General features: G+C 34.6%; 15 protein-coding genes. 11 read left to right on the forward strand and 4 right to left on the reverse strand.

Annotated features, from left to right (window positions below):
• Positions 1 to 1,037: RES family NAD+ phosphorylase (locus QE109_RS15155; protein WP_281095394.1), on the forward strand; the 1,037-nt coding region annotated here is incomplete at its 5' end.
• Positions 1,038 to 1,081: 44 nt separating this feature from the next.
• Positions 1,082 to 2,608 carry a PIN domain-containing protein gene (locus QE109_RS15160; RefSeq protein WP_281095395.1) on the forward strand — a complete coding sequence of 509 codons (1,527 nt, stop codon included), beginning with the start codon at positions 1,082 to 1,084 and terminating at the stop codon, positions 2,606 to 2,608.
• Positions 2,609 to 2,929: 321 nt separating this feature from the next.
• Here the strand turns inward: QE109_RS15160 and QE109_RS15165 are convergent, their stop codons facing one another.
• A complete protein-coding gene (locus QE109_RS15165) occupies positions 2,930 to 4,069 on the reverse strand; it encodes an anti sigma factor C-terminal domain-containing protein (protein ID WP_281095396.1) in 1,140 nt (379 codons plus the stop codon).
• Positions 4,062 to 4,535: an RNA polymerase sigma factor gene (locus tag QE109_RS15170; protein WP_281095397.1), complete on the reverse strand. Its 474-nt coding sequence runs from the start codon at positions 4,533 to 4,535 to the stop codon at positions 4,062 to 4,064. The genes QE109_RS15165 and QE109_RS15170 overlap by 8 nt, the downstream gene beginning before the upstream one ends.
• Positions 4,536 to 4,739: 204 nt before the next feature.
• On the opposite strand from QE109_RS15170, the gene QE109_RS15175 reads away from it, so the two are divergent.
• From QE109_RS15175 to rsgA, 4 genes are all read left to right on the forward strand, one after another.
• Complete coding sequence (locus QE109_RS15175) at positions 4,740 to 6,779, forward strand: sensor domain-containing protein (protein ID WP_281095398.1); 2,040 nt, start codon at positions 4,740 to 4,742, stop codon at positions 6,777 to 6,779.
• Positions 6,780 to 6,814: 35 nt separating this feature from the next.
• Positions 6,815 to 7,849 carry a GGDEF domain-containing protein gene (locus QE109_RS15180; protein ID WP_281095399.1) on the forward strand — a complete coding sequence of 345 codons (1,035 nt, stop codon included), beginning with the start codon at positions 6,815 to 6,817 and terminating at the stop codon, positions 7,847 to 7,849.
• A 19-nt stretch (positions 7,850 to 7,868) separates the two neighbouring features.
• Complete coding sequence (locus tag QE109_RS15185) at positions 7,869 to 8,582, forward strand: GTP pyrophosphokinase (RefSeq protein WP_281095400.1); 714 nt, start codon at positions 7,869 to 7,871, stop codon at positions 8,580 to 8,582.
• Between the two features lie 320 nt (positions 8,583 to 8,902).
• Complete coding sequence (rsgA, locus tag QE109_RS15190; protein ID WP_281095401.1) at positions 8,903 to 10,096, forward strand: ribosome small subunit-dependent GTPase A; 1,194 nt, start codon at positions 8,903 to 8,905, stop codon at positions 10,094 to 10,096.
• Here rsgA and QE109_RS15195 read toward each other — a convergent pair.
• Together QE109_RS15195 and QE109_RS15200 are read right to left on the reverse strand one after the other, a co-directional pair.
• Entirely contained in the window at positions 10,087 to 11,607 is a 1,521-nt protein-coding gene (locus tag QE109_RS15195; RefSeq protein ID WP_281095402.1) for a hypothetical protein, read from the reverse strand. The genes rsgA and QE109_RS15195 overlap by 10 nt on opposite strands.
• A gap of 135 nt (positions 11,608 to 11,742) precedes the next feature.
• Entirely contained in the window at positions 11,743 to 13,746 is a 2,004-nt protein-coding gene (locus QE109_RS15200) for a methyl-accepting chemotaxis protein (RefSeq protein WP_281095403.1), read from the reverse strand.
• Positions 13,747 to 14,036: 290 nt separating this feature from the next.
• Between QE109_RS15200 and QE109_RS15205 the strand changes: the two genes are divergently transcribed.
• The 5 genes from QE109_RS15205 to QE109_RS15225 all read left to right on the forward strand — a co-directional run bounded on the left by QE109_RS15205 (position 14,037) and on the right by QE109_RS15225 (position 21,844).
• Positions 14,037 to 15,422 carry a PTS mannitol transporter subunit IICB gene (locus tag QE109_RS15205; protein ID WP_281095404.1) on the forward strand — a complete coding sequence of 462 codons (1,386 nt, stop codon included), beginning with the start codon at positions 14,037 to 14,039 and terminating at the stop codon, positions 15,420 to 15,422.
• 274 nt (positions 15,423 to 15,696) lie between these two features.
• Positions 15,697 to 17,799: a BglG family transcription antiterminator gene (locus tag QE109_RS15210; protein WP_281095405.1), complete on the forward strand. Its 2,103-nt coding sequence runs from the start codon at positions 15,697 to 15,699 to the stop codon at positions 17,797 to 17,799.
• On the forward strand, positions 17,796 to 19,625 hold the full coding sequence (locus tag QE109_RS15215; protein ID WP_281095406.1) for a PTS mannitol transporter subunit IICBA: 1,830 nt from the start codon (positions 17,796 to 17,798) through the stop codon (positions 19,623 to 19,625). The genes QE109_RS15210 and QE109_RS15215 overlap by 4 nt, the downstream gene beginning before the upstream one ends.
• Before the next feature lies 1 nt (position 19,626).
• On the forward strand, positions 19,627 to 20,556 hold the full coding sequence (pfkB, locus tag QE109_RS15220) for a 1-phosphofructokinase (RefSeq protein WP_281095407.1): 930 nt from the start codon (positions 19,627 to 19,629) through the stop codon (positions 20,554 to 20,556).
• Between the two features lie 28 nt (positions 20,557 to 20,584).
• Positions 20,585 to 21,844 (forward strand): zinc-binding dehydrogenase, encoded by a 1,260-nt coding sequence (locus tag QE109_RS15225; RefSeq protein ID WP_281095408.1) that lies wholly within the window; start codon positions 20,585 to 20,587, stop codon positions 21,842 to 21,844.
• Positions 21,845 to 21,853: the final 9 nt, after the last annotated feature.

The raw sequence follows: 21,853 nt of genomic DNA on the forward strand, positions 1-21,853 counted from the left end.
CCGTTGGTTCCATTTTCCGGATTGGGTGGTCAACACCCACCGGAATCGGTGGTCTTATTAAAAAGAATATTCATTTACCTCAACTGTCCAGAAAAGAAGAAATTCTTAAAGATAAGATTCAAGAAGAAATTCAATACTGTACTTACTGTCAACCTTATGATGGTGGTGAATGCATATGGATTCTTGGAATAAAAGTGGAATTGAATGATCTCTTTGATGAATATGATGTACCTGAAAAATCCAGAGAAAATATAGCTCATCATTTGCTTTGTCCTGGCTGCGGACATTCTGATTTTGAAGAATATGAGATTGTTGGTTTGGAAGAAAGGTTTGATAAAGATACACGGTTAAGACTTCAAGAAATTGAAAAAACGTATGGTACTAAATTAGATGAATTAATAGAATATGTCAAGTTATATCCAACGCTAATATTGAATAATTCACTCGGTAGAAAGATTTCGAAAGAAATATCTAGTAACAACATTAGCTCAACAAGTATTAATGGAATGTGGTATAGAGCAAGAGTTGTTTCTGAGGGAAAAGTTTATGGTTATGATGATTTACATGTACCTCAAATAGGCATACCAAATGAAGGCAGATATAATCATTCGGGACAAAGTTTTTTGTATATTGCTAGGGATTTAAATACTGCGGTTCAAGAAGTTATAAAATCAGATGAACCTTCATTAGTTTGGATACAAGAATATGAAAGTGTTGAGATTGACAACATCCTTGATATGAGGAATGACTGGGAACATCTTGGTACAAATACGAGTGATTTAATAACAGCACTCTTATCTTTTCGTATTTTGGATCAACCAGTCGATTTATCGAAAAAGAACTATAAACCAGAATATTATATTACTAGATTTATATCGGATTTAGCAAGGAATGCTGGTTATAATGGTATCATATATAATTCAACAAAAAGTTATTCAGAGAATGTAGTAATTTTTGATAAAGATTTACCGAAAATAAAATGCAACCTAAAACCAAGGGTTATAATCTATGATGTGACCAAAGAATTTGATTTTTAGTGATTGGTGATGTGAAAAAAATTATAAAATATGAGGTGAGTATAGTGAAATATATAATGCTAGATACAAATATTATTATAAATTTGTTTGTGCGTCGTGATATAAGCCATAAACCTAATTCTTACAATCAATTAATTAAATTATTGGATTATGATAAAGCTAAAGTAATCTTGCCAAGTATTGTGATTACAGAAACAAATAGGCATTTGACAAGAGAAATAGAAAAAATTGGAGCTAGTATTAAAGAACTCAAAGTAAGTGTAAGCAAGCTTAATTGGATAAATAATGTAGAGGCGATTGACCGTTTTAATGAAAAGTTAAAACCAATGGAACTTAGTATTAATAATCTTTATGAAGAATTCAATTTTCAAAAAGATGATTTTATACATAGTTCTAATGAAATGATAAAATTTCTATTTCAACATGAAAATGTAGTAATCATAGAAGAAGATGAAATGCTACTTTTTAAGGCGAGTCAAAGAGAACTTCATAAAAAAAGACCATTTCACTACGGGGGCAAGAAAGAAGATAAAAACTCCTTACCGGACGCTGTAATAATCGAAACCTTAATAAATTTGAAAAACTTTATTGATCTGAACTCAGAAGATGATGTGTATTTTATTTCAAATAATCCAAAGGACTTTTCGTCTGTGGAAGATAACGGTTTATTACATGAAGATATACTTAATGATTTAGAAAAAAATAGTATGATTGAACATGTACACTATAGCACAAAATTCACTTTGACTTTGAAAGACAATTTTAAACCTGAATTTACCGTAATTGGTATGTATGAAGAAATAGAAAGTGAGGCTCAATACGAGGAAGAAATTGAAAGAATACAATATGATTATTGGATGGAAGAGAATAATCGTGAATACGGAGGACTAAGTTCTTTGTCAGTGGATTATGAAGAAAAGATAAGTGTAAGTGATGAGTTTGAAGATTTTACTAATCATATACAAGAAAATTTAGATGAACTAAGCAAACAGTTTGAAAAGTACTACGAACTTCTTTATTCATTTTACGAAGAATTATTTAAGTACACTGATGAAGAGTTTCAAAGAATTCTAAACGAATATCATACAAAGGAACCACTTTATTTATTTACAGATACAGATGATTTAGATGATTTGAGATGCGATATTTATAATAAGTTACAAGAAATCTGTTACCAAGAAGATTATTTTGACGTGTATGATTTTTATTCATTAGATGAAAGATTTGTGTTGGGTAACCAAATTGCAAAATTTAAGATTGATGAAGTTGAATATGCAATTAATTGTGAAGGTTATATCAATCCTGAAAGTGGTGAAACCGATGAGGTATATATTCAATTTTATAAAGACAAAACATTAGTTAGTAAAGGTGAAATTGAAATTTATTATGGGTACATGAATTTTGACGAAGATGGGAATGCAGACGATGGTGCAGAAGAAAGTATGAATTTCCGATTAGAGAAATTATATTTAAGTTTGGAAAATCTGTTTAATCCAATCTTAAATGATATTAAGGAAAAATGTGAGTTACTTGCTAGATATGCAAATCAGTTCGGTATTAAAGTTAATTAAAAAGAAGTGATGATCCATGATTAATAAAGTGTGTAAAAATGTTAATTAATTGAAGGGTAAATCATATTTATTACAATGTTTTGATAACAGGGGTGTCCAAAATATTGTAATTTTGACACTTCCCCAACGGCGATACCCAGAACCTTACCATAAGTTAAGAGCTAAATCCTTATAAGTTGAAATTAAGCATAAATTTTATTACAGAATGCTTATAAAATAGGTGTCTTTTTTTGACGCCAATATAATGAAAAACAAAAAATGCTTAGTCCCATACACTAAGCATTTTTTTTACGTTCTGATCAATTACATCACCAAATCACATCACCAAATCACTATATCCTCAACCGTCACACTCTGAACGTGCGGATTGCTTTTAAATGCTAACAAAGCTTTACTATCGGCAGAGATGTACATGCCAATATACATGGCACCATTATCCTCAACTTGCGCAATCAACGCGTCAAAGTCAGTATCTTCAAACATTTTCTCATGATAAATTGCCTCCAACAAATCAAGATTGCTCTTTATGAGGTTGAGATTGCCAATCAGAGATGCCATATGCGCATCATTATCAAAACCCTCGTAAAGCGTTTGCATTGAGACATTATCTTCAAGAAGTTCAGTATGCTTTTTATCATATGGATATACTGTCTTCATCTGGTAATATGAAGGATTCGCTATTAAAAACTCCGACCCAATGGCCGCTATAGGCATAAAATCTAAAGACGTGTTATCAGTATTACTATTGATCAATTCCTTTATAAACTGTTCCTCTATCTCTAAAGCGGTTAGCGCTTTATCAAACGATACATACACTTTTGATTTAGTACCTTGAGGGGCATTTTCTAATACTTTAAAACCCGATAAATCTACAGATGTCGGATCATCAGAGTAAAAGAACATAGCGCGGTGCGCCATAAAGTCAGCCGAAGACACTGGCCTTCCAAAATGATATTTGACACTTATTTCAGTTTCATCTATTTTGGTGTTTCCAACTTTTTTTTCGAGGAAAACATGGATACTCTGCTTTGCAAAAAGCGAAGAACTTACACTGCTCCTGTGTGATACATACTCAGGTTGAAAAATCTGAGCCAACTGCACTACCGCCTCTCGCTCAACATAAATTTCTTTATGGTCTAAAGCAAAGAGAGAAGTTGTGATCTTGGAACCAGTAAAAAATAATATGGTAAAGCCCAAGAAAATGAAAATAGCAGTAAATGCAGTTAAAAGAACAATCCTCGAATTTACTTTACGTTTTATATGCTGTGCCGTAAGATCCTCCCTTTGAAGATTAGGTTGTATCTGTATCTTCAATTCATCCATAAACGCCTTTTCATCGTCGTTAAGGTATTCTGTTATGGCGATATATTTATTAATCTCATCCGTCATCTGAGACATTTCCTCTTGACTCAATTGCTCTTCTTTATAGAGCTTTAGTTTTTCCTGAAAATCATTATTCATGATTATACCTCCTTAGAGCCCGAAGTGTTTTCCTAGCTCTATATATCAAATTTGTCACTGCAGAAACACTTATACCTAAAATCTCAGCGGCCTCCTCATATGAAAGATCGTTTACAAGACAAAGCAAAACCGCCTGGCTCTGATTTTCGGGCAACTTCTGAATATACTCAAAAGCACACGCTGTAGCTTCTGTCAGTATTAACGCACCCGTAAAGTCTTGCACACCTATTTCGTTAAGAAAGCTATTCTCCCTAAAATCTAATCGTCTATTTTTTCGAACATAGTCCACATATAGGTTATGCGCAACAGTGAGAAGCCACGACTTTATGTTTTCGTTAGGAAACAAAGGCATACAAAGTGCCCTTATAAAAGCCTCTTGAGTAAGGTCTTCAGCGGTCTGATGATTATAAGTTAGCCCATAAACATATCTATAAACATAAGGAAAAAATGCATTATAGACTTCCACAAAAACATCATCCTCCAAAGCATCACCCCCACCTGACTTTTTACCTCTTATACTATATACGTTTTAGTTTATCAGATATCGCACTGTTTTTAATATTAATTGTCTTTTTCCCTTCACATCAATTATAATAAGTATATGTTTGAGTTTTTTTAAGCACAATTAAGGGTATAATTAATATAATCGAAGTAATTGAAGGGAAATATAATGGATAAACAAAAAAATGAAGAACGTCAAAAGTTTATTGAAAAATACAATTATAAATTAGACAATCAACCACAGAATTTACGAAATAATCCATGGAAAACTATATTGATTTATATTCTATTTGGTTTTTCTTGGATTTTATTTTCAGATAAAATTTTAGGAGTCCTTGTACCAGATCCTGATCAATTTGCATCATTTCAGACCTACAAGGGCTGGTTTTATGTATTGCTTACTTCTGTGCTACTTTATCTAATTATCAGAATGGATAATAGGACCGTGTATAGTTTAACTAAATCAATATCTCAAAAAAACCAAGAATTGATCGGGTTTTCAGAAGAAATGATCGCAATTGAAGAAGAGTTAAAAGATAATTTAGAAGCTTTAAACTTGTCGATGAAAGCTGTTGAAGCGCACCAAAAATATATTGAAGATATCTTTAATTATGCCAACACAATCATACTAATCTGGACTCAAGAGGGTATTGTACTAGATGTAAATCAGTATTTTCTTGAACTCACTCATTTTGAAAAAAAAGATGTCATTGGGATGAAATGGCTTGATCTAGTAAATGTTGACATTGGTTTCAAATTGGGCAATCATGTTAACAGTATTAAAAATCCTTCAAAAAAATCAAATAGTGAGTTTGCGATCAATACAAAAGAACAGGGTGAGAAAATCATATTGTGGAGTGATAAAATGTTGAAAGATCCTGTTTCTGGTAAAGAATACATTGTATCTTTCGGCATAGATATTACAACTGAAAAAGAAAGAGAAAGAGAAATTCACGAACTTGCTTTCTCTGATAAACTCACAGGTCTAAAAAACAGAACAGTCTTTGAACAAGAAATGACAAATTGGATTGATAAAAAGCAACCTTTGACCATTTTCTATATTGATTTTGATAATTTTAAAAATCTCAATGAAGTTTTAGGTCATGCTTATGGAGATGAATTTTTAAAGAGTTATGCTATGACTATAACAGACAAATTTAGTTCAGCACATGTTTATAGATGGTCTGGAGATGAGTTTGTATTTGTTCAAGAATCTGATGATGAGAAGTATGCAATCGATATTGTTGATCAACTCATGAAAGTGACTAGACAGAAATGGACAATAAGTGATATCGAATATTATCCGGCGATTAGCGTTGGGGTTACACAATATCCTAAAGATGGTGATGATTTTTCTGAACTTCTTAAAAATGCAGAAATGGCACTTTATAAAGCGAAAGAAGCCGGAAAACAACAATGCAAATTTTACGAACATAGTTTTCAATCAGATGTACAAAAATTGATTAAAGTAGAGAGTATAATAAATAAAACACTTCAGGCTAAAGAGTTTGAGCTACATTATCAACCTGTTTTTGATTTAAAATTAAGAGATATATCAGGGTTTGAAGCGTTACTACGCTGGAAATCTTCAGAGCAAACCGTATCAACTGGAGAGCTTATAAGTGTTGCTGAAAAAACAGGTCAAATCATTGATATTGATAGATGGGTTATTGATGAAGCGTTTAGATTTTTAAAAGCAAATTTAGCTCATACGTCATTGGTTTTAGCTGTGAATTTATCCGCAAAATCCCTTATGTCAACAAAGTTAGTAAGTTATATTGAAGGATTAATTGAGACTTATAAAATTATGCCTTCACAAATTGAGTTTGAAGTGACTGAACATTCCCTTATTGAGAACTTTGATTTGTCATTAAAAGTAATCAATGAACTTAAAGAATTGGGCTTCAAAATTGCACTTGATGACTTTGGAACTCAGTTTTCTTCTCTTAATTACCTCAGTAAAATTCCATTTAACAGTTTAAAAATTGATAAATCCTACATTGACCGTGTGAATTTACCGGGAAAAGATCAAGTGATTGTTGAACAAATCATTCATCTTGCTTCTAAGCTAGGACTTAAAACTGTTGCAGAAGGTATTGAAGAAGAAAATCAAGCGATTACACTTGAAAGCTTAGGATGTAATAGTGGGCAAGGTTATCATTTAGCACGGCCAATGTCAGCTGAAATGGCGCTAAAACTACTTGACTAAATACCATATACACATCAAGAATTGAGAGGTGTTTGATGTTTTCAAAAAGTGTCCACTTAATTGAAGTCAAGAACAGAATATTTAAAATGATATTAGCGTTAAGTTGTATCGCTTTTACAGCAGTAGCAATAGTGAATATTGTTAATAAGCGACCTATCAGTAATTTTCTCGTGCCTTTTTTTGGTGCGATTATTGCAGGTGTTTTGCTTATTTTATTTTGGAAGAAAAGGTATACAAGGCAAATTAAATATGGATATATGTTTTTTCTATGTATCCTATATTTACCGGTTGCATGGCTTACATCGCCGGGGTCCTATAGTGCGATGTCATTTTACGCAGTTTTGATTTTTTTCGTTGGTATTATAATGTCTCAAGAGGTTTATGATTATTTATTTCCCTTAGCTTCAGTTGTCGAAGTCTTGTTTTTTCTAAATTATGAAGCCACAAAGCCAAGTCAATACACTTTATATACAGATACAGTTTCAAGAGGATATGATCTCTCAATTAACTTCATAATCGTTGCGGTTACTATTTTTTCAATTATGATAGTTTTAAATAATTACTTTGATACAGAACACAAGAGAATCTATCATTTATCTATTACAGATCAGTTGACGGGGATTTTCAATAGACGGCACCTATATCAAGCGTTAGAGACATATCATAATAACTCAAATAGTGCTGATAATTTTGTGATTTTGATGATGGATTTAAACAATTTTAAAAAAGTAAACGACACATTTGGTCACGTCGCAGGGGATAGAGTTCTTAAAGAGTTTGGAGATGTCCTGAATAACTCTTGTAGAAAGCATGACTTACCTGTAAGATATGGTGGTGATGAGTTTATACTTATCTTGCCAGACACTTCAGTTCAAGATGTTGAAAGTATCAAAAACCGTATTAACGAGCTCTTTTCAGACACGATGAGCGTGTATAAAAGCGTCGGTTTGGCGATTAGTTTTGGCGTTGCAAATAGCGTGGGAAAATCAATAGATGAGATCATGCAGCAGGCAGATGATCATCTGTACAAAAATAAAGAGGAGTCTAAACGTGTAGGTCAAGTTAACTGACCTAATAGGAGGATAAAACATGTATGAAGCTTTATTAACTGATGAAATGAAACCTTGGCGTGATTTACTACTTGTTCATCAGTTTGCAGTTGATGAAATCAGGACTAAACTAAATATTCTAGACGAAGAATTTAGAAACATTCATGATTATAATCCAATAGAACATATCAGATATCGTGTGAAAAAACCTAAGAGTATAAAAGAAAAATTGCAACGTATCGGACTTGAACCCACAATAGAAAATGCCAGATCTCATATCTTTGATATTGCTGGCATCAGAATAATATGTGCGTTTACTGCAGACATCTATAACGTTTTAGAGTTACTTTCGAAGCAAAGTGACTTTAAGATAGTCGAAGTTAAAGATTATATAAAATGTCCAAAGGAAAACGGGTATAAAAGTTTGCATGTTCATATAGAATATCCAGTGTTTTTGAGTTCGGGAATTGTACCTACGAGAGTTGAAATTCAGTTTAGAACTATTGCAATGGATTTTTGGGCAAGCATCGAACACAAAATATATTATAAATATCGAGAAAAAGCGCCAACAATGATTCAAACGGAGTTAAAAGGTTGTGCTGACTTAATCTCTAGTTTAGATGATCGTATGTATAATCTAAAGCAAGTTATTAATGATCTAGAAGAAAGAGATCCCGATTTAAAAAGCGAAAGTACTTTTTATAGAGAAGAGAGCAATGTTTTTTCTAGTAGTCCATCAATTAAGAAATTGTAATTTTTTATTGACAAGGAGGTAGTTTACCTCTTATAATCAAATTGACTACATAAACAGAAAGGAGAATGTAAAATGTTAGTGAAAATTGTAGAGGTGTTAAAGGACTAACTGAATATTCGCTCAGTGCTTATTGCGCTGTGCACTTCTTTCGAGCAATCTGAATCGTGTAATATCAACACGCTTAAAGGGCGTGTTTTTTTATTGCCTAAATTTATCCCGCAGATGGTCGACGCTGCGGGTTTTTTGCGCTCTAAAGAAGGAAAAAAATGGAAATTATTTTGTCGTTGTAAAAAAACTACATTTAAATTTAAGGAGAACGCATGATAAAAGAAAGCGTAAAAGTTGTAAAGTATGATAAGGACAAAGAAAAAATAAAAAGTGATTCAAAGGAGATGGTTTATTTGGATAAAGAAGCAGTTGATATGGAACAATACGGATTTGACGAATTTTTTCAAAAAAAATGGTCAGAGATATATAATGAAAAATGGATAGATGAACTAAATAAAAAGAGCGAGTTAGAAAGTAATATAGTCCCTGCTAGGGTTGTCTCTGATCATGGACAGATGTTAAAGGTGATTTCACCATATGGAGAATTAATGGTAAAAAGGCCTATAACCCATCAACTACTTGATCAACAAGTTGCTGCAGGAGACTGGCTTGCTATAAAATATAGCGTTGAAATGGAAGACGCTTCAATTGAACATGTTTTAGCAAGAAAAACAAAGTTCTCAAGAGCAGCTGCTGGAATAGAAGTAAAAGAGCAGATTGTAGCAGCAAATGTCGATGTGATTTTTCTTATTCAGTCACTTAATAAAGATTTTAATATGAGAAGATTAGAAAGATATCTAATAGCCTCATGGGAAAGTGGTGCAATTCCAGTTATTGTCCTGACTAAATCTGATTTATGTGACGATATTGATAGAAAAGTTACAGAAGTTGAGGTTACAGCACCTGGAGTTGATATTTTTTCTGTGAGTAACCTGACGGGTGAAGGTATAGATACGCTAAGACAATTTGTGACAAGGGGAAAGACAGTTGCGCTCTTGGGGTCATCTGGCGTAGGAAAATCAACATTAGTAAACCGTTTAGCAGGTCAAGAACTTTTGAAAACCCAAGCAATTCGAGAAGATGATAGTAAGGGTAGACATACAACAACCCACAGAGAATTAGTGCTCTTACCCAATGGTGGTATAATTTTAGATACTCCAGGTATGAGAACACTTTCTCTGTGGGAAGCTGAAGACGGTATGGAAAAACTTTATGGTGATATAGAAAGTTTGATCAGATCATGTAGGTTTACAGATTGTAAGCATAATAATGAACCAGGGTGTGCCGTCCAAAAAGGTCTGAAAAATGGTCAAATTGATGAACAAAAGTGGATAAACTGGAATAAATTGCAAAAAGAAATGCGTTTTTTAAACGCAAAGAAAAGGAGCAAACTTAGAGCTGCTGAAAAACAAAGTTACAAGAGACAATCAAAAGCTTCAGTATTTTCAAAAATAGATCAATTTTGATTTTGAATCCAGTAATCTATCTCTTGTAGAACAGTTAAATGGTCATGATCACTGTAATGCCTATCAATAGATAATTCATCAATGTAAGCTTCAAAAGCCTTCATCATAAGAGGGTGATTAATTGCAAAGATAATTAATGGCTCAGTTGTTTTATAGATGATGACACCAATGTTTTTTTTATAAGAAATCAAAATGCCGTTTGGAAGTGGGTGTGCATTTAAAATGACATGATAGTGCTTGTTTGATTTTATAGCTTTTTTAACACTCTCAAGTTGCTGCAGGAGCAGAGAGTGACTAATGATCATGCCCTCATGTAATATTAGAGAATTGACATTTGAAAAAGCATGATGTAGGGAACTGAAAATTTCCTTCTCAGGTAAATGGATCAAATCATATCTGTTGTTGTTCTTTAGGTGCTCATAAAAAGCGTGCTTTCGTTTGATGTAAAAATTTTTGTAGTATTCAATGCTTTCTTGTGATAGTTTACTTGCATATAGTTTTTCACATAGACTATCATAGGGAAGCATTACAAGGGGTGGCGATGAAGACATGTAAGTCAAATCGCCATCTTGCATTTCAAACTCATGTAAGAGTTCGTGGAAGTCAGTGATATTTTTTTCTGTAAAAATTTTCATTAAAGGGCGACAGAGATGAAGATAGGAGTCAAATTCATTCTGAAGTATAGTGATCATATTGTGGTCACGATAATAGACTTGCTCCATTGACTCTACATCGGCCATTGCACTAGAAGTAAGCGCACCTATCCCTGGGGCAATGAACATCGTTCTTTTGAATAGGGCTTCTTGATAATTTGGATAATAATATGGTTCAATACCACCTGATAGATAAAGAGGAAGCCAACGATCAATTGCGGCTATAAGTTCTTTGGGATTCCGATCAATAGTGTGGATAATTTTAATACGGTGTCCCTGAGCAATGACGTCATTTAGCAACACGCCCCACTTTTTTAAGAATTGAGGATCTTCTAGTAGCCAAGTCATAGGTTCATCACTATAAAGTAAAAGTTCACATGGCTTAGGAGTCGCTATCACAGCACTCAGAAATCGTATGACCCCTTTTCTCTTGCCTTCATTGCCATGAAAAACTTCAACACTTAGTTTTTTACCTTTATGTTGATTATCCATATATTCAGGATGCAAATTTGACGCAACAGGTGCGATATTTTTAGAGAGATGGGATAGAAAACGATTGGCAAAAGTAGAGTCGGAAACATGGTCAACCACCATCCACTCGCTAAGTGCCTTTGCCAGTTGCTCTTGAGTATCAAATTGCGTTAAATTAATCAGTTCATATAAACATTGTTTATCACTTGTGTGGGTGACAATATATTGAGAAATGAGTTCAATATAAGTACTATTTCTCACGGGATCTCTTGAGCCATTTCGCCATCGGCTAATAAGTGAAGGATCAACAGATAGCGCTTTTGCTAACTTATTGTTAGGGATATTAAGTAGGTTCATCAAAAGATTAAATTTTTCATCAAATTTCATAATCATCCCCCCTTTGAAAAAAGTATATCATAAATGCAAACCAAATATTAAGAAAAGTTAAAAAAGCGTGTCAGATATCAATTTGATATTTAGACACGCTTTTATATAAAGAATATTTTTTTATGATTTACTAGATTAAGCCTTAAACTTAGTCATTTCAGTTGATAAGTTTGTGACATCTTCATTTAAGTCATCTATTGCTTGTGCGATCTCAGATACTCTAGATAGTTGTTCTTCAGTTGAGGCATTGATTTCTTCAGTAGAAGCTGCAGATTGTTCCGAAATAGCAGCCATTGATTCTAAAGATACGATTAGTTCAGATTTTAAAGTATCAATTTTTTGCGTTTCACTGATGAATTCCTCAATAATACTTTCAACTTGTACAACACTCTGATCGATTTGAGCAAAGACATCAACCGTTTCATCTAAGTTGACTTTAGCACTTTCAACCGAAAGCTGTGTACCGCGAACGGTTTGATTTGTTGAACTCACAATTTGAACGATTTCACCGATAATTGAGCTGATCTCTTCAGCAGAAGTTGCGGATTGTTCCGCTAATTTTCTTATTTCTTCAGCGACAACTGAAAAGCCTCTGCCTGCTTCTCCTGCTCTAGCTGCTTCGATAGATGCATTAAGCGCTAATAAATTTGTTTGATTTGAGATCCCTTTTATTGTACTGACTATTGTTTCAATTGCTTGTGAACTGACGCTTAAATTTTCAACTTTCTTTGAAACAGCATCTGTACTGTCAACTGTTTCTTGGAAAACGAACTTAAGTGCATCAATTTTTGTTCTTCCTAAATCATTGACCGTCACCATTTCAGATGAAACTGATTTTGCATTTGTAAGTTTTGAAAATATGATGTTAATGCTCTCACTTAGTTGTTGACCTGTAAGTAAACGCTCATTAACATTGGAAGCTAAATCAGTCGCACCATGAGTAATTTCCTCAATTGCCCTTGTCACTTCTTGACTTGTTAAACTCAATCCTTCCACATTTTCAGTAATTGTCTCTGATGATACTGCGAGTTTGTTGATGCTCTGGCTTACTTCCTTAATTAAGTGGCTTACATTTTTGGTCATTGTGCCAAATTGCTTTGAAAGCGTACCAATTTCATCTTTTGATTGATAATCCACAGAAGTCTTAAAGTTCCCCGAGCCAACTTCGACCATGGCAGCTTCCACTTTCTTCAGTGGTGAGGTTACATATTTTTTAATCAACCTTGAAATGATGAGAACAAGTATAAATACTGATACAACAACGATGATGATATTATTTGAAAGATTTTTAGCAATAATTGCATCAAGTTCAGCTTTTGGATAAGTGACAACGATAGTATAGTCATCAATGCTCTGTTTATAGGCAATAAAAGTCTCGCCGTCAATTACAACAGGGGTACTTTCTTTAGTACTTGCAAACACATCTGACAACCAAGGCTGATCTGATGCTGCAGTACCAACAAGTGCAATATCTTTATGAGCGATAAAATTGTCATTTGAGTCAATAATAGCACCAAAACCATTTGATCCGATGACAAGTCCTTCTATTCGCTTTTGAATATCCAAGTTTTCAAGTAAGTCAATTAAAGTTGAAGGTATAAACCCAATCATTACTACGCCGGGAACATCTCTTCTTGATACACCTACAAATTGATACATCTGGCCATCTTTTTCCCGAGGGGCTGGTTCTTGTGCGTATGAAACGTCGCGCTGACCAATTAATGGAACAAAGGGTGCCATTGTAGGGTCATTAGCGATATTGGTTCCAAAAACCTTCTCATCATTTCCAAATTGTACAATTCCGTCGACATCAGTGACCCGAATTTCAGCTACTTTCAGCTGATCGGCCAGTTTATCCATATTATAAGTTTTTAGCCATGTTTGATTATAAACGATCATTTCAGCAATAGCTTGTGCCAATACTGCATTTTTCTCATTCATGGCATCTTTAGTAATCTGAATGACGTTCTGTGCAGTTTTAAGTTCATTCGAGATGTTTTTAACTTGATCGGCTAATTGCTGCTCAACGATCACATCTAATGAGGAGTTCGTTGAGATAATACTAAAGACAGCTTGAAATCCTATAGCTATGATTATGATGATACTGGTTATTAGGACGATTCGTGCTCTGATTTTCATGTTCATCCTCCTTATGCTTCTAATTGTCTTATTATAGCATAAGGCGGTTAACAAAATACAAGAAAATATTAAGATAATGTTATTTTTGCAGAAAATTATGTTTATTTTGTAAAGTTTTTTTTGTACTTATATTTGAACAATGTGTTGCGATATCTTGTTTTTAAATCTTGTCACCCTGATACAGTGTCAACCTTGGTGGTCTTTTGTTTGTAAATTTTAATGGCTAAAAATATAATCTAGTTGTAACAGGCCAGTTATAAATCGATTGAAAAAAGAATAAGGGGGACACAATGGAAAAAGTTTTAGACTCAAATTCTAAAAAAGGCGGCGTGCAAAAATTTGGTCGCTTTCTAAGCAGTATGGTGTTACCAAATATTGGTGCTTTTATTGCTTGGGGTATAATTACGGCATTATTTATTCCTACTGGATGGGTTCCAAATGAAACGTTAGCTGCACTTGTTGGACCGATGATTACTTATATGTTACCACTATTAATTGGTTACACAGGTGGTAAATTAATCGGTGGAGTTAGAGGCGGCGTAGTTGGTGCAGTTGCTACAATGGGTGTAGTAGTTGGTGCTGATATCCCTATGTTTATAGGTGCAATGCTCATGGGACCACTTGGTGGTTACTGTATCAAGAAGTTTGATGAAGCTGTTGAAGGTAGAGTAGCTGCTGGTTTTGAAATGCTTGTTGCAAACTTTTCAGCGGGTATTATTGGTATGTTGCTTGCATTACTAGCTCTTTTAGGTATTGGTCCAGTTGTTTTGATGCTCAACGATGTATTAAAAGCTGGTGTTGAAACAATAGTAAATGCAAATTTATTGCCTTTTACATCACTTTTTATTGAACCTGGTAAAATTTTATTCCTTAATAACGCTATGAACCATGGTATTCTTGGACCACTTGGTATACAAGAAGCTACTGAAATGGGTAAATCAATATTCTTCTTATTAGAAACAAATCCAGGACCAGGTCTTGGTATCTTACTTGCATATTGGGTTTTCTCAAAAGGCATGATCAAAGAATCTGCTCCAGGCGCTATTATCATCCATTTCCTAGGTGGTATTCATGAAATCTATTTCCCATATGTATTAATGAAACCTGTTTTATTACTTGCTGTAATTGCTGGTGGTATGAGTGGCGTATTTACATTTAGTATACTTGGTGCTGGACTTATCGCTACACCTTCTCCAGGAAGTATCTTTGCTTTACTAGCAATGACACCAAAAGGTGGTTTCCTTCCAGTAATTGCTGGAGTAACTGTTTCTACAGCTGTTTCTTTCCTAGTAGCTTCTTTCTTTATTAAAAGAAGTGCTGATGCTGACTTAAACTTAGAAGAAGCAAAATCTAAAGTTGGCAGTATGAAAGCAGAATCAAAAGGACAAGCCAAAGTTGCTGGCTCAGTTAAAAAAATAGTGGTTGCATGTGATGCAGGCATGGGCTCAAGCGCAATGGGTGCAACAACCCTTAGAAAGAAAGTTAAAGCAGCTGGACTAGACATTGAAGTCATCAATACATCGCTAGATGATATTCCAGCAGATGCAGATATTGTTATTACACATGAAAGCTTAGCTGAACGTGCAAAAACAAAAATCACAACAGCAGAGCTTATAACAATCGATCAGTTCGTTGGCAATCCAATTTACGATGAGTTGGTAAAAAGATTAAAATAATCAAATTCTTAAATTAAAGTTTAGAGGCAGTGAAGAAATCTTCACTGTTTCTTTATTAAAGCAACAAGCTAGTATCGTTTAAGTGTTATTTAGTCATTATTTATTCGTTATTTATTCGTTATTCATTCGTTATTCAATAATGTCACTCATAAATAATGTCACTTATACCTTATCTTTTAGTGAACAGATGCATAAAAAGGGCGTATAATAATAATTGAAGAGTTATCAGAAAATTTAATTATTAAGATGTGTCTCAATTTTATGGGGGTAAGAAGTGGAATATTCAAAAAGAACCATGGATATCGTAGATATTTTACTAAATCAAGATTCTTATATTTCAATTGCAAAGCTCGCTGAGGAACTCAATATTAGTAAACGTACAATTTTTCGCGATATGGAAGAAATTGAAGCACTTGTCGCGCAGCAACAAATGAAACTCCATAAAAAATCAAAACTCGGTATAAAGATTGAAGCTGACCCTCATCAAATAGAAGCATTTAGACAGTTTTCACAAAGCCATAAAAATGTTCATTTTACACAAGAAGAGAGACTAAATCAAATTATCATTGAACTTTTAAGAAGTCGTGAACCAAGAAAATTTTTCTTTTTTTCAACTTTACTCAATGTTTCAGATGCAACTATTTCTTACGATATGGATAAAATTGAACCTTGGTTCGAAGAAAGAAATATAAGTTTAATTAGAAAACCAGGATATGGTGTCTTTTTAAAAGGAAAAGAAATTGACTTTCGAAAAGCAATTGTCGATTTCTTATATCAAAACTATGAACATCAAGATTTAGTGTCACTTATTGATAATACAAGTCATTTTGTTGAAACTGTTATGGACCGTGAAATTAGCATGAAAGTGAGTCGTATCCTATCACAATATGAAGATTATCTGGCAAATCGATTGACAGACCAATCATATATGGGCTTGATGATTCATCTATCCATAGCAGTTCAAAGGATACTTCGGGGCGAAAGTATAGTGATGAATCCAGAAGTACTTACACCGCTGAAATCAGATGTACAGTTTAAAATGGCGCAAGATATTGGTTTTGATATTGAGAAAGTATTTGGCATCAGATTTCCTGAAGATGAACTAGGTTACATTACCATGCACCTGAAAGGTTCAAAACTAAAAACAGGTGCACTCATCGATCAACAAGACTTGATAATTTCTAACTTTGAACTCAGTAGGCTAGCATCTGGGATGATTCATAAATTTAAAGAACTCAGTGGTTATGATTTACGTGAGGATGAAAAGTTGTTAATAGGGTTAGTAAGTCATCTAAGGCCTGCTTTGACAAGAATCAAACTTTCACTGGATATTAGAAATCCACTTTTAGAAAAAATTGAAGAGATGTATCCAGAGATTTTTAAGATGTCTATGATCGCTTCTGAACTCATAACGAAACAATTTTCAGTAGTAATTCCCCGTGAAGAAGTTGGCTATGTAGCGATGCACTTTGGTGCTGCAATCGAGCGTTATGTCAAATTACAAAACATAGAAAAGCGTATTAGAACAGGCGTTGTGTGTTCAAGCGGAATTGGAACTTCAAGTTTACTTTATTCAAGACTTGTAAAATTATTTCCTAGATTAGAAGTAGTAGGGCAGTTTTCTAGAGAGGATGTTTATTCTGAGAAAATTGAACAAAATGAACTTGAGCTTTTAATCACTACTATTAGTCTTGATAAAAGTAAATTGCCTTCAATCCAAGTAAATCCTCTACTAATGTCTGAAGATATTGAGCGCATTAAGCAAGTTATTAGCATATTAAGCAGTAATGTCAAGCCTTATAAGGAACAAAGCGATGTGGTAAAAAAAGCAGAGCCAGTTGTTACTGATATTGAAAAAGTAAAAAGAATTCACGGGTTAACAGATAGTTTTTTGATCATTGAAAACAGTTTTAAATTGTATGATAACGTTAGAGCAAAAAGCATAGATCACTTGATTAAAGCTATTTCTGAAAGTGCAACCCCTGATCATAAAACACGAAAGGTTTTGCAAACTGCATTGATAGAGAGAGAAAAATTGGGAAGCACAGTCCTACAGGGTGAAGGGATCGTGCTAATTCACGGCAAGACATCTGTAATAAAAAATATGAGCTTTACAATATGGCGATTAGAAAAGCCACTTTATGTAGGCTTAGAGAAACGAAGAGAAAAGATAATAGCAGCAGTTGTGATGCTTATACCAGCCGACCTTTCTAAAGAACAGATGGAAACCATGAGTGTTCTTAGCAAGGCGTTAATTGAGGAAACTGAATTTATTGAATTTATTAAAACAGCTGACGAAGTTAAATTATTTGATTATGTCAAAACCATTATGCATAAATGGCTTTCAAAACAATTGAAAGCAGGTGGCGCATTATGATGGAGAGAATTCAAAGTCTCGGTAGGTTTTTAAGTCGAATGGTTATGCCCAATATCAGTGCATTTATTGCCTGGGGGGCCTTGACGACATTGTTTCACTCAGATGGATGGTTTCCAAATCGTGAATTAGAACAATTAATTGGTCCAATTATCATTTATGCACTTCCTTTGCTTATTGCATATGCAGGTGGAAAAGCGATATATGGTACACGAGGCGGTGTCATTGGTGTAATCGGTACTATGGGGTTAGTTGCCGGTACAGATATTCCTATGTTCATAGGTGCCATGTTGATGGGTCCTCTCGGCGCTTATATATTAAAAAAAATAGATTCTGCAATAAAAGATCATATTCCTACGGGCTTCGAGATGCTTGTGAGCAATTTCAGTGCTGGATTTTTAGGGGTGTTATTAACTGTTATAGCTTATAAAGCGATAGGTCCACTAGTCGCAGTGCTAAATGAAGTTTTGAAAACGGGTGTTACATTTGTCGTTGATAGAGGGTTGTTGTTTATGGCATCTCTATTTATCGAACCTGGTAAAGTACTTTTTTTAAACAATGCAATCAATCATGGTGTCCTTAGCCCTTTGGGAATCCAAGATGCACTTACAAACGGGAGCTCAATCTTCTTTTTACTTGAGACAAATCCCGGGCCAGGTTTAGGCATATTGCTTGCATATTGGTTTTATTCAAAGGGCGTTGCAAGGGACAATGCGCCAAGTGCTATGATCATCCACTTTTTTGGAGGAATTCATGAGATCTATTTTCCTTTTGTGGTAATGAGGCCAGCACTTTTTGGAGCGGTGATCCTAGGGGGGATGAGTGGTGTATTTTCTTTTCAACTTTTGGGTGCTGGTTTAAGAGCAACACCCTCACCAGGCAGCATCTTCGCGTTACTTGCGATGGCGCCTAAATCAGAGATATTGGCGGTGAGCACAGGCGTCATTATATCCGCTGTTGTTACTTTTATCGTAGCGTGTTTGATACTCAAGCGTTCTCCGATTATTGAATTTGAAGAGGAAATCGAAGTAAATGAGGGCTATGCATCACTGTTTAAAGGGCGTCCAGATACATTTAGGATTTCCAAAATAACATTTGCTTGTGATGCTGGCATGGGTTCTAGTGCACTAGGTGCATCTTTATTGACGCGCGTTATCAAGCAAAACCAGATGACACTTCCAGTTATCAATGTACCTATAGATGCTATACCATCTGACTCTGATCTGGTTATTACTTATTCCGATCTAATTGGAAGGGCAAAGAAACAAGCACCAAACGCAATTCATGTGGGTATAAAAGATTTTTTGAACAAAGAGGCTTATGAACAACTAGTGGATGCCATCAAGGCATATTGTATCGTAATGGAGGTAAATATGGAAAATTCAAAACCAAGCGAAATACTTATGAAAAGTAACATCTTACTCAACAGAGCAACAGTATCAAAGGAAGAAGCGATAAAGCACGCAGGTGAGTTGCTCTATAATAGTGGCTATGTTGGAGAAGATTATATAGCTGGGATGTTAGCTAGAGAAGAAAAATTCTCAACTTACATTGGTAACAATGTAGCAATCCCACATGGTGAAAATAGTGTGAAAGAGTCTATCATCGCCTCGGGAATCGTAGTTGTACAATATCCAAACGGGGTAAGTTTTGGTGAGGGTAAACTTGCTAAACTTGTGATCGGTATTGCAGGCAAAGGCAATGAACATATACAATTACTTGCCAACATAGCTGAAGCCATTGAAGATGAAAGTATCCTTGAAAAGATGCTCACAACAAATGATCCAGAGTATATCTATGAACTATTTTCAAGTGAAGGGATGATGTAGCATGGTTGTTACGGTTACTTTAAATCCAGCGATAGATAAAACGATTGAGATAACGAGCTTTGAAATTGGTGAACTCAATAAAGTCGAGAATAGTATTCAAGATCCAGGAGGTAAAGGCATCAACGTTTCAAAAGTAATAGAATCTTTAGGTGGAAAAAGTGTTGCTACGGGCTTTTTAGGAGGCAGTGCTGGTCAATATATCAAAAGTGCATTACAGAAACTACAGATAAATAATGATTTTATAGAAATTCAAAATGAAACCAGAACAAATCTAAAAATATTTGATCGAACAAGTTCAGATACGACTGAGATTAACGAGCCTGGTCCATATGTTAACGCCTTAGAAGTAGAAGCTCTGCTTGAAAAAGTAGCAAGTTTGTTAAGTGATAATGATATATTGGTGATCTCTGGGAGCGCGCCAAAATCAATTCATGAAAGTATTTACAGTGATTTAGTTTTAATAGGTAAAAAGAAGGGGACTAGCGTTTTTTTAGATGCTTCAGGTAAAGCGTTTGAAAGTGGTATTCAGGCTAAGCCAGATTATATTAAACCTAACAGACATGAACTTGAGCTTTATTTTGACCATGCAATTCCAGATGATGCAGCACTTGTAAAGGCAGGCAAACATTTTTTAGATTTGGGAATTCCTCATGTGTTTGTATCTCTAGGAAAAGAGGGGGCATTTTATTGCGATAAAGAATTGGCTTATAGGATGTTACCACTTAAGATTGATGCACATAGTAGTGTTGGAGCAGGGGATGCATTTGTAGGTGCTTTTGTGTATGCCCTGGATCATGGCCTTTCACTTGATGAGATGTTAAGGCTTGCGGTTGCAACGAGTGCAGGTGCTGTGATGACCGTAGGTACAAAACCGATGAATGTAGAGTGGATCATGAATCAACTCGACCGCATAGAAATCGTGATGTGTTAATAATACGTGTTTAAGAATGGAGAATATTATGAAAACAAGAGCAGTGAGAATGTACGGTAAAGATGACCTTAGATTAGAAGAGTTTGATCTTCCCGAAATGAAAGAGGATGAAATACTAGTGAAAGTGGTTTCAGATAGTATCTGTATGTCAACATATAAAGCCGTTAAACAAGGTAATAAGCATAAGAGAGTACCTGAAAATGTAGCAGAGCATCCGGTAATTGTAGGGCATGAAATGGCAGGTGTAATTGTAGAAGTCGGTGCAAAACATCAAGATAAGTTTAAGGCTGGTATGAAATTTTCACTTCAACCGGCACTTAACTATAATGGTAGTCCGTATGCACCAGGGTATTCTTATGAGTACTTCGGTGGCAATGCAACTTACAACATTATTCCGCCAGAAGTTATGGAATTAGGATGTTTGTTAGTTTATGATGGCGATAGCTATTATGGCGCATCGCTTGGTGAACCAATGTCTTGTATCATTGGTGGTTACCATGCCAACTACCATACAGTGCCTTATAAATATGAACATATTATGGGGACAAAAAAAGGTGGAAATATAGCAATCTTAGGTGGCGCAGGACCAATGGGACTGGGTGCTGTCGATTATGCGCTAGCAATTGAAAACAAACCTTCTAAGATCGTGGTAACTGACATCAGTGATGATAGACTTGCAAGAGCTGCAAAGTTCATCACACCAGAAAAGGCTGCTAAAGTGGGTGTTGAACTATTATATGTAAATACTGCAAACTATGACGATCCAATCGCCCATCTTAAAGGCTTAACTGATGGTCATGGCTATGATGATGTATTTGTTTATGCACCAGTTGTGCCACTTGTTGAACAGGGGGATCAACTTTTAGCATATGATGGATGTATGAATTTCTTTGCTGGTCCAACAGACACTAAGTTTACAGGTCCAATAAATCTTTACAATGTGCACTATAATAACACTCATATTATGGGATCAACAGGTGGGAACACAGAAGATTTAATTGAAGCTTTGGATATGTCTGCTAAAAATTTAATCAATCCATCTGTTATGTTGACACATATTGGTGGACTTGACTGTACCATTGATGCAGTTATGGATTTACCAAATATCCCTGGGGGTAAAAAACTAGTTTATAACCATATTAATATGCCTTTAACAGCAATTGATGATTTTGAAAAACTAGGAGAAACAGATCCACTCTTCAAGAAATTGCATGAACTGGTTGAAAAGCATAGTGGACTTTGGAATGCTGAAGCAGAATCATATTTATTAGCACATTTTAACGTATAAAGGTAAATA

The organism is Fusibacter bizertensis, from assembly GCF_029914245.1.
Classification (GTDB): Bacteria; Bacillota; Clostridia; order Peptostreptococcales; family Acidaminobacteraceae; genus Fusibacter_C; species Fusibacter_C bizertensis.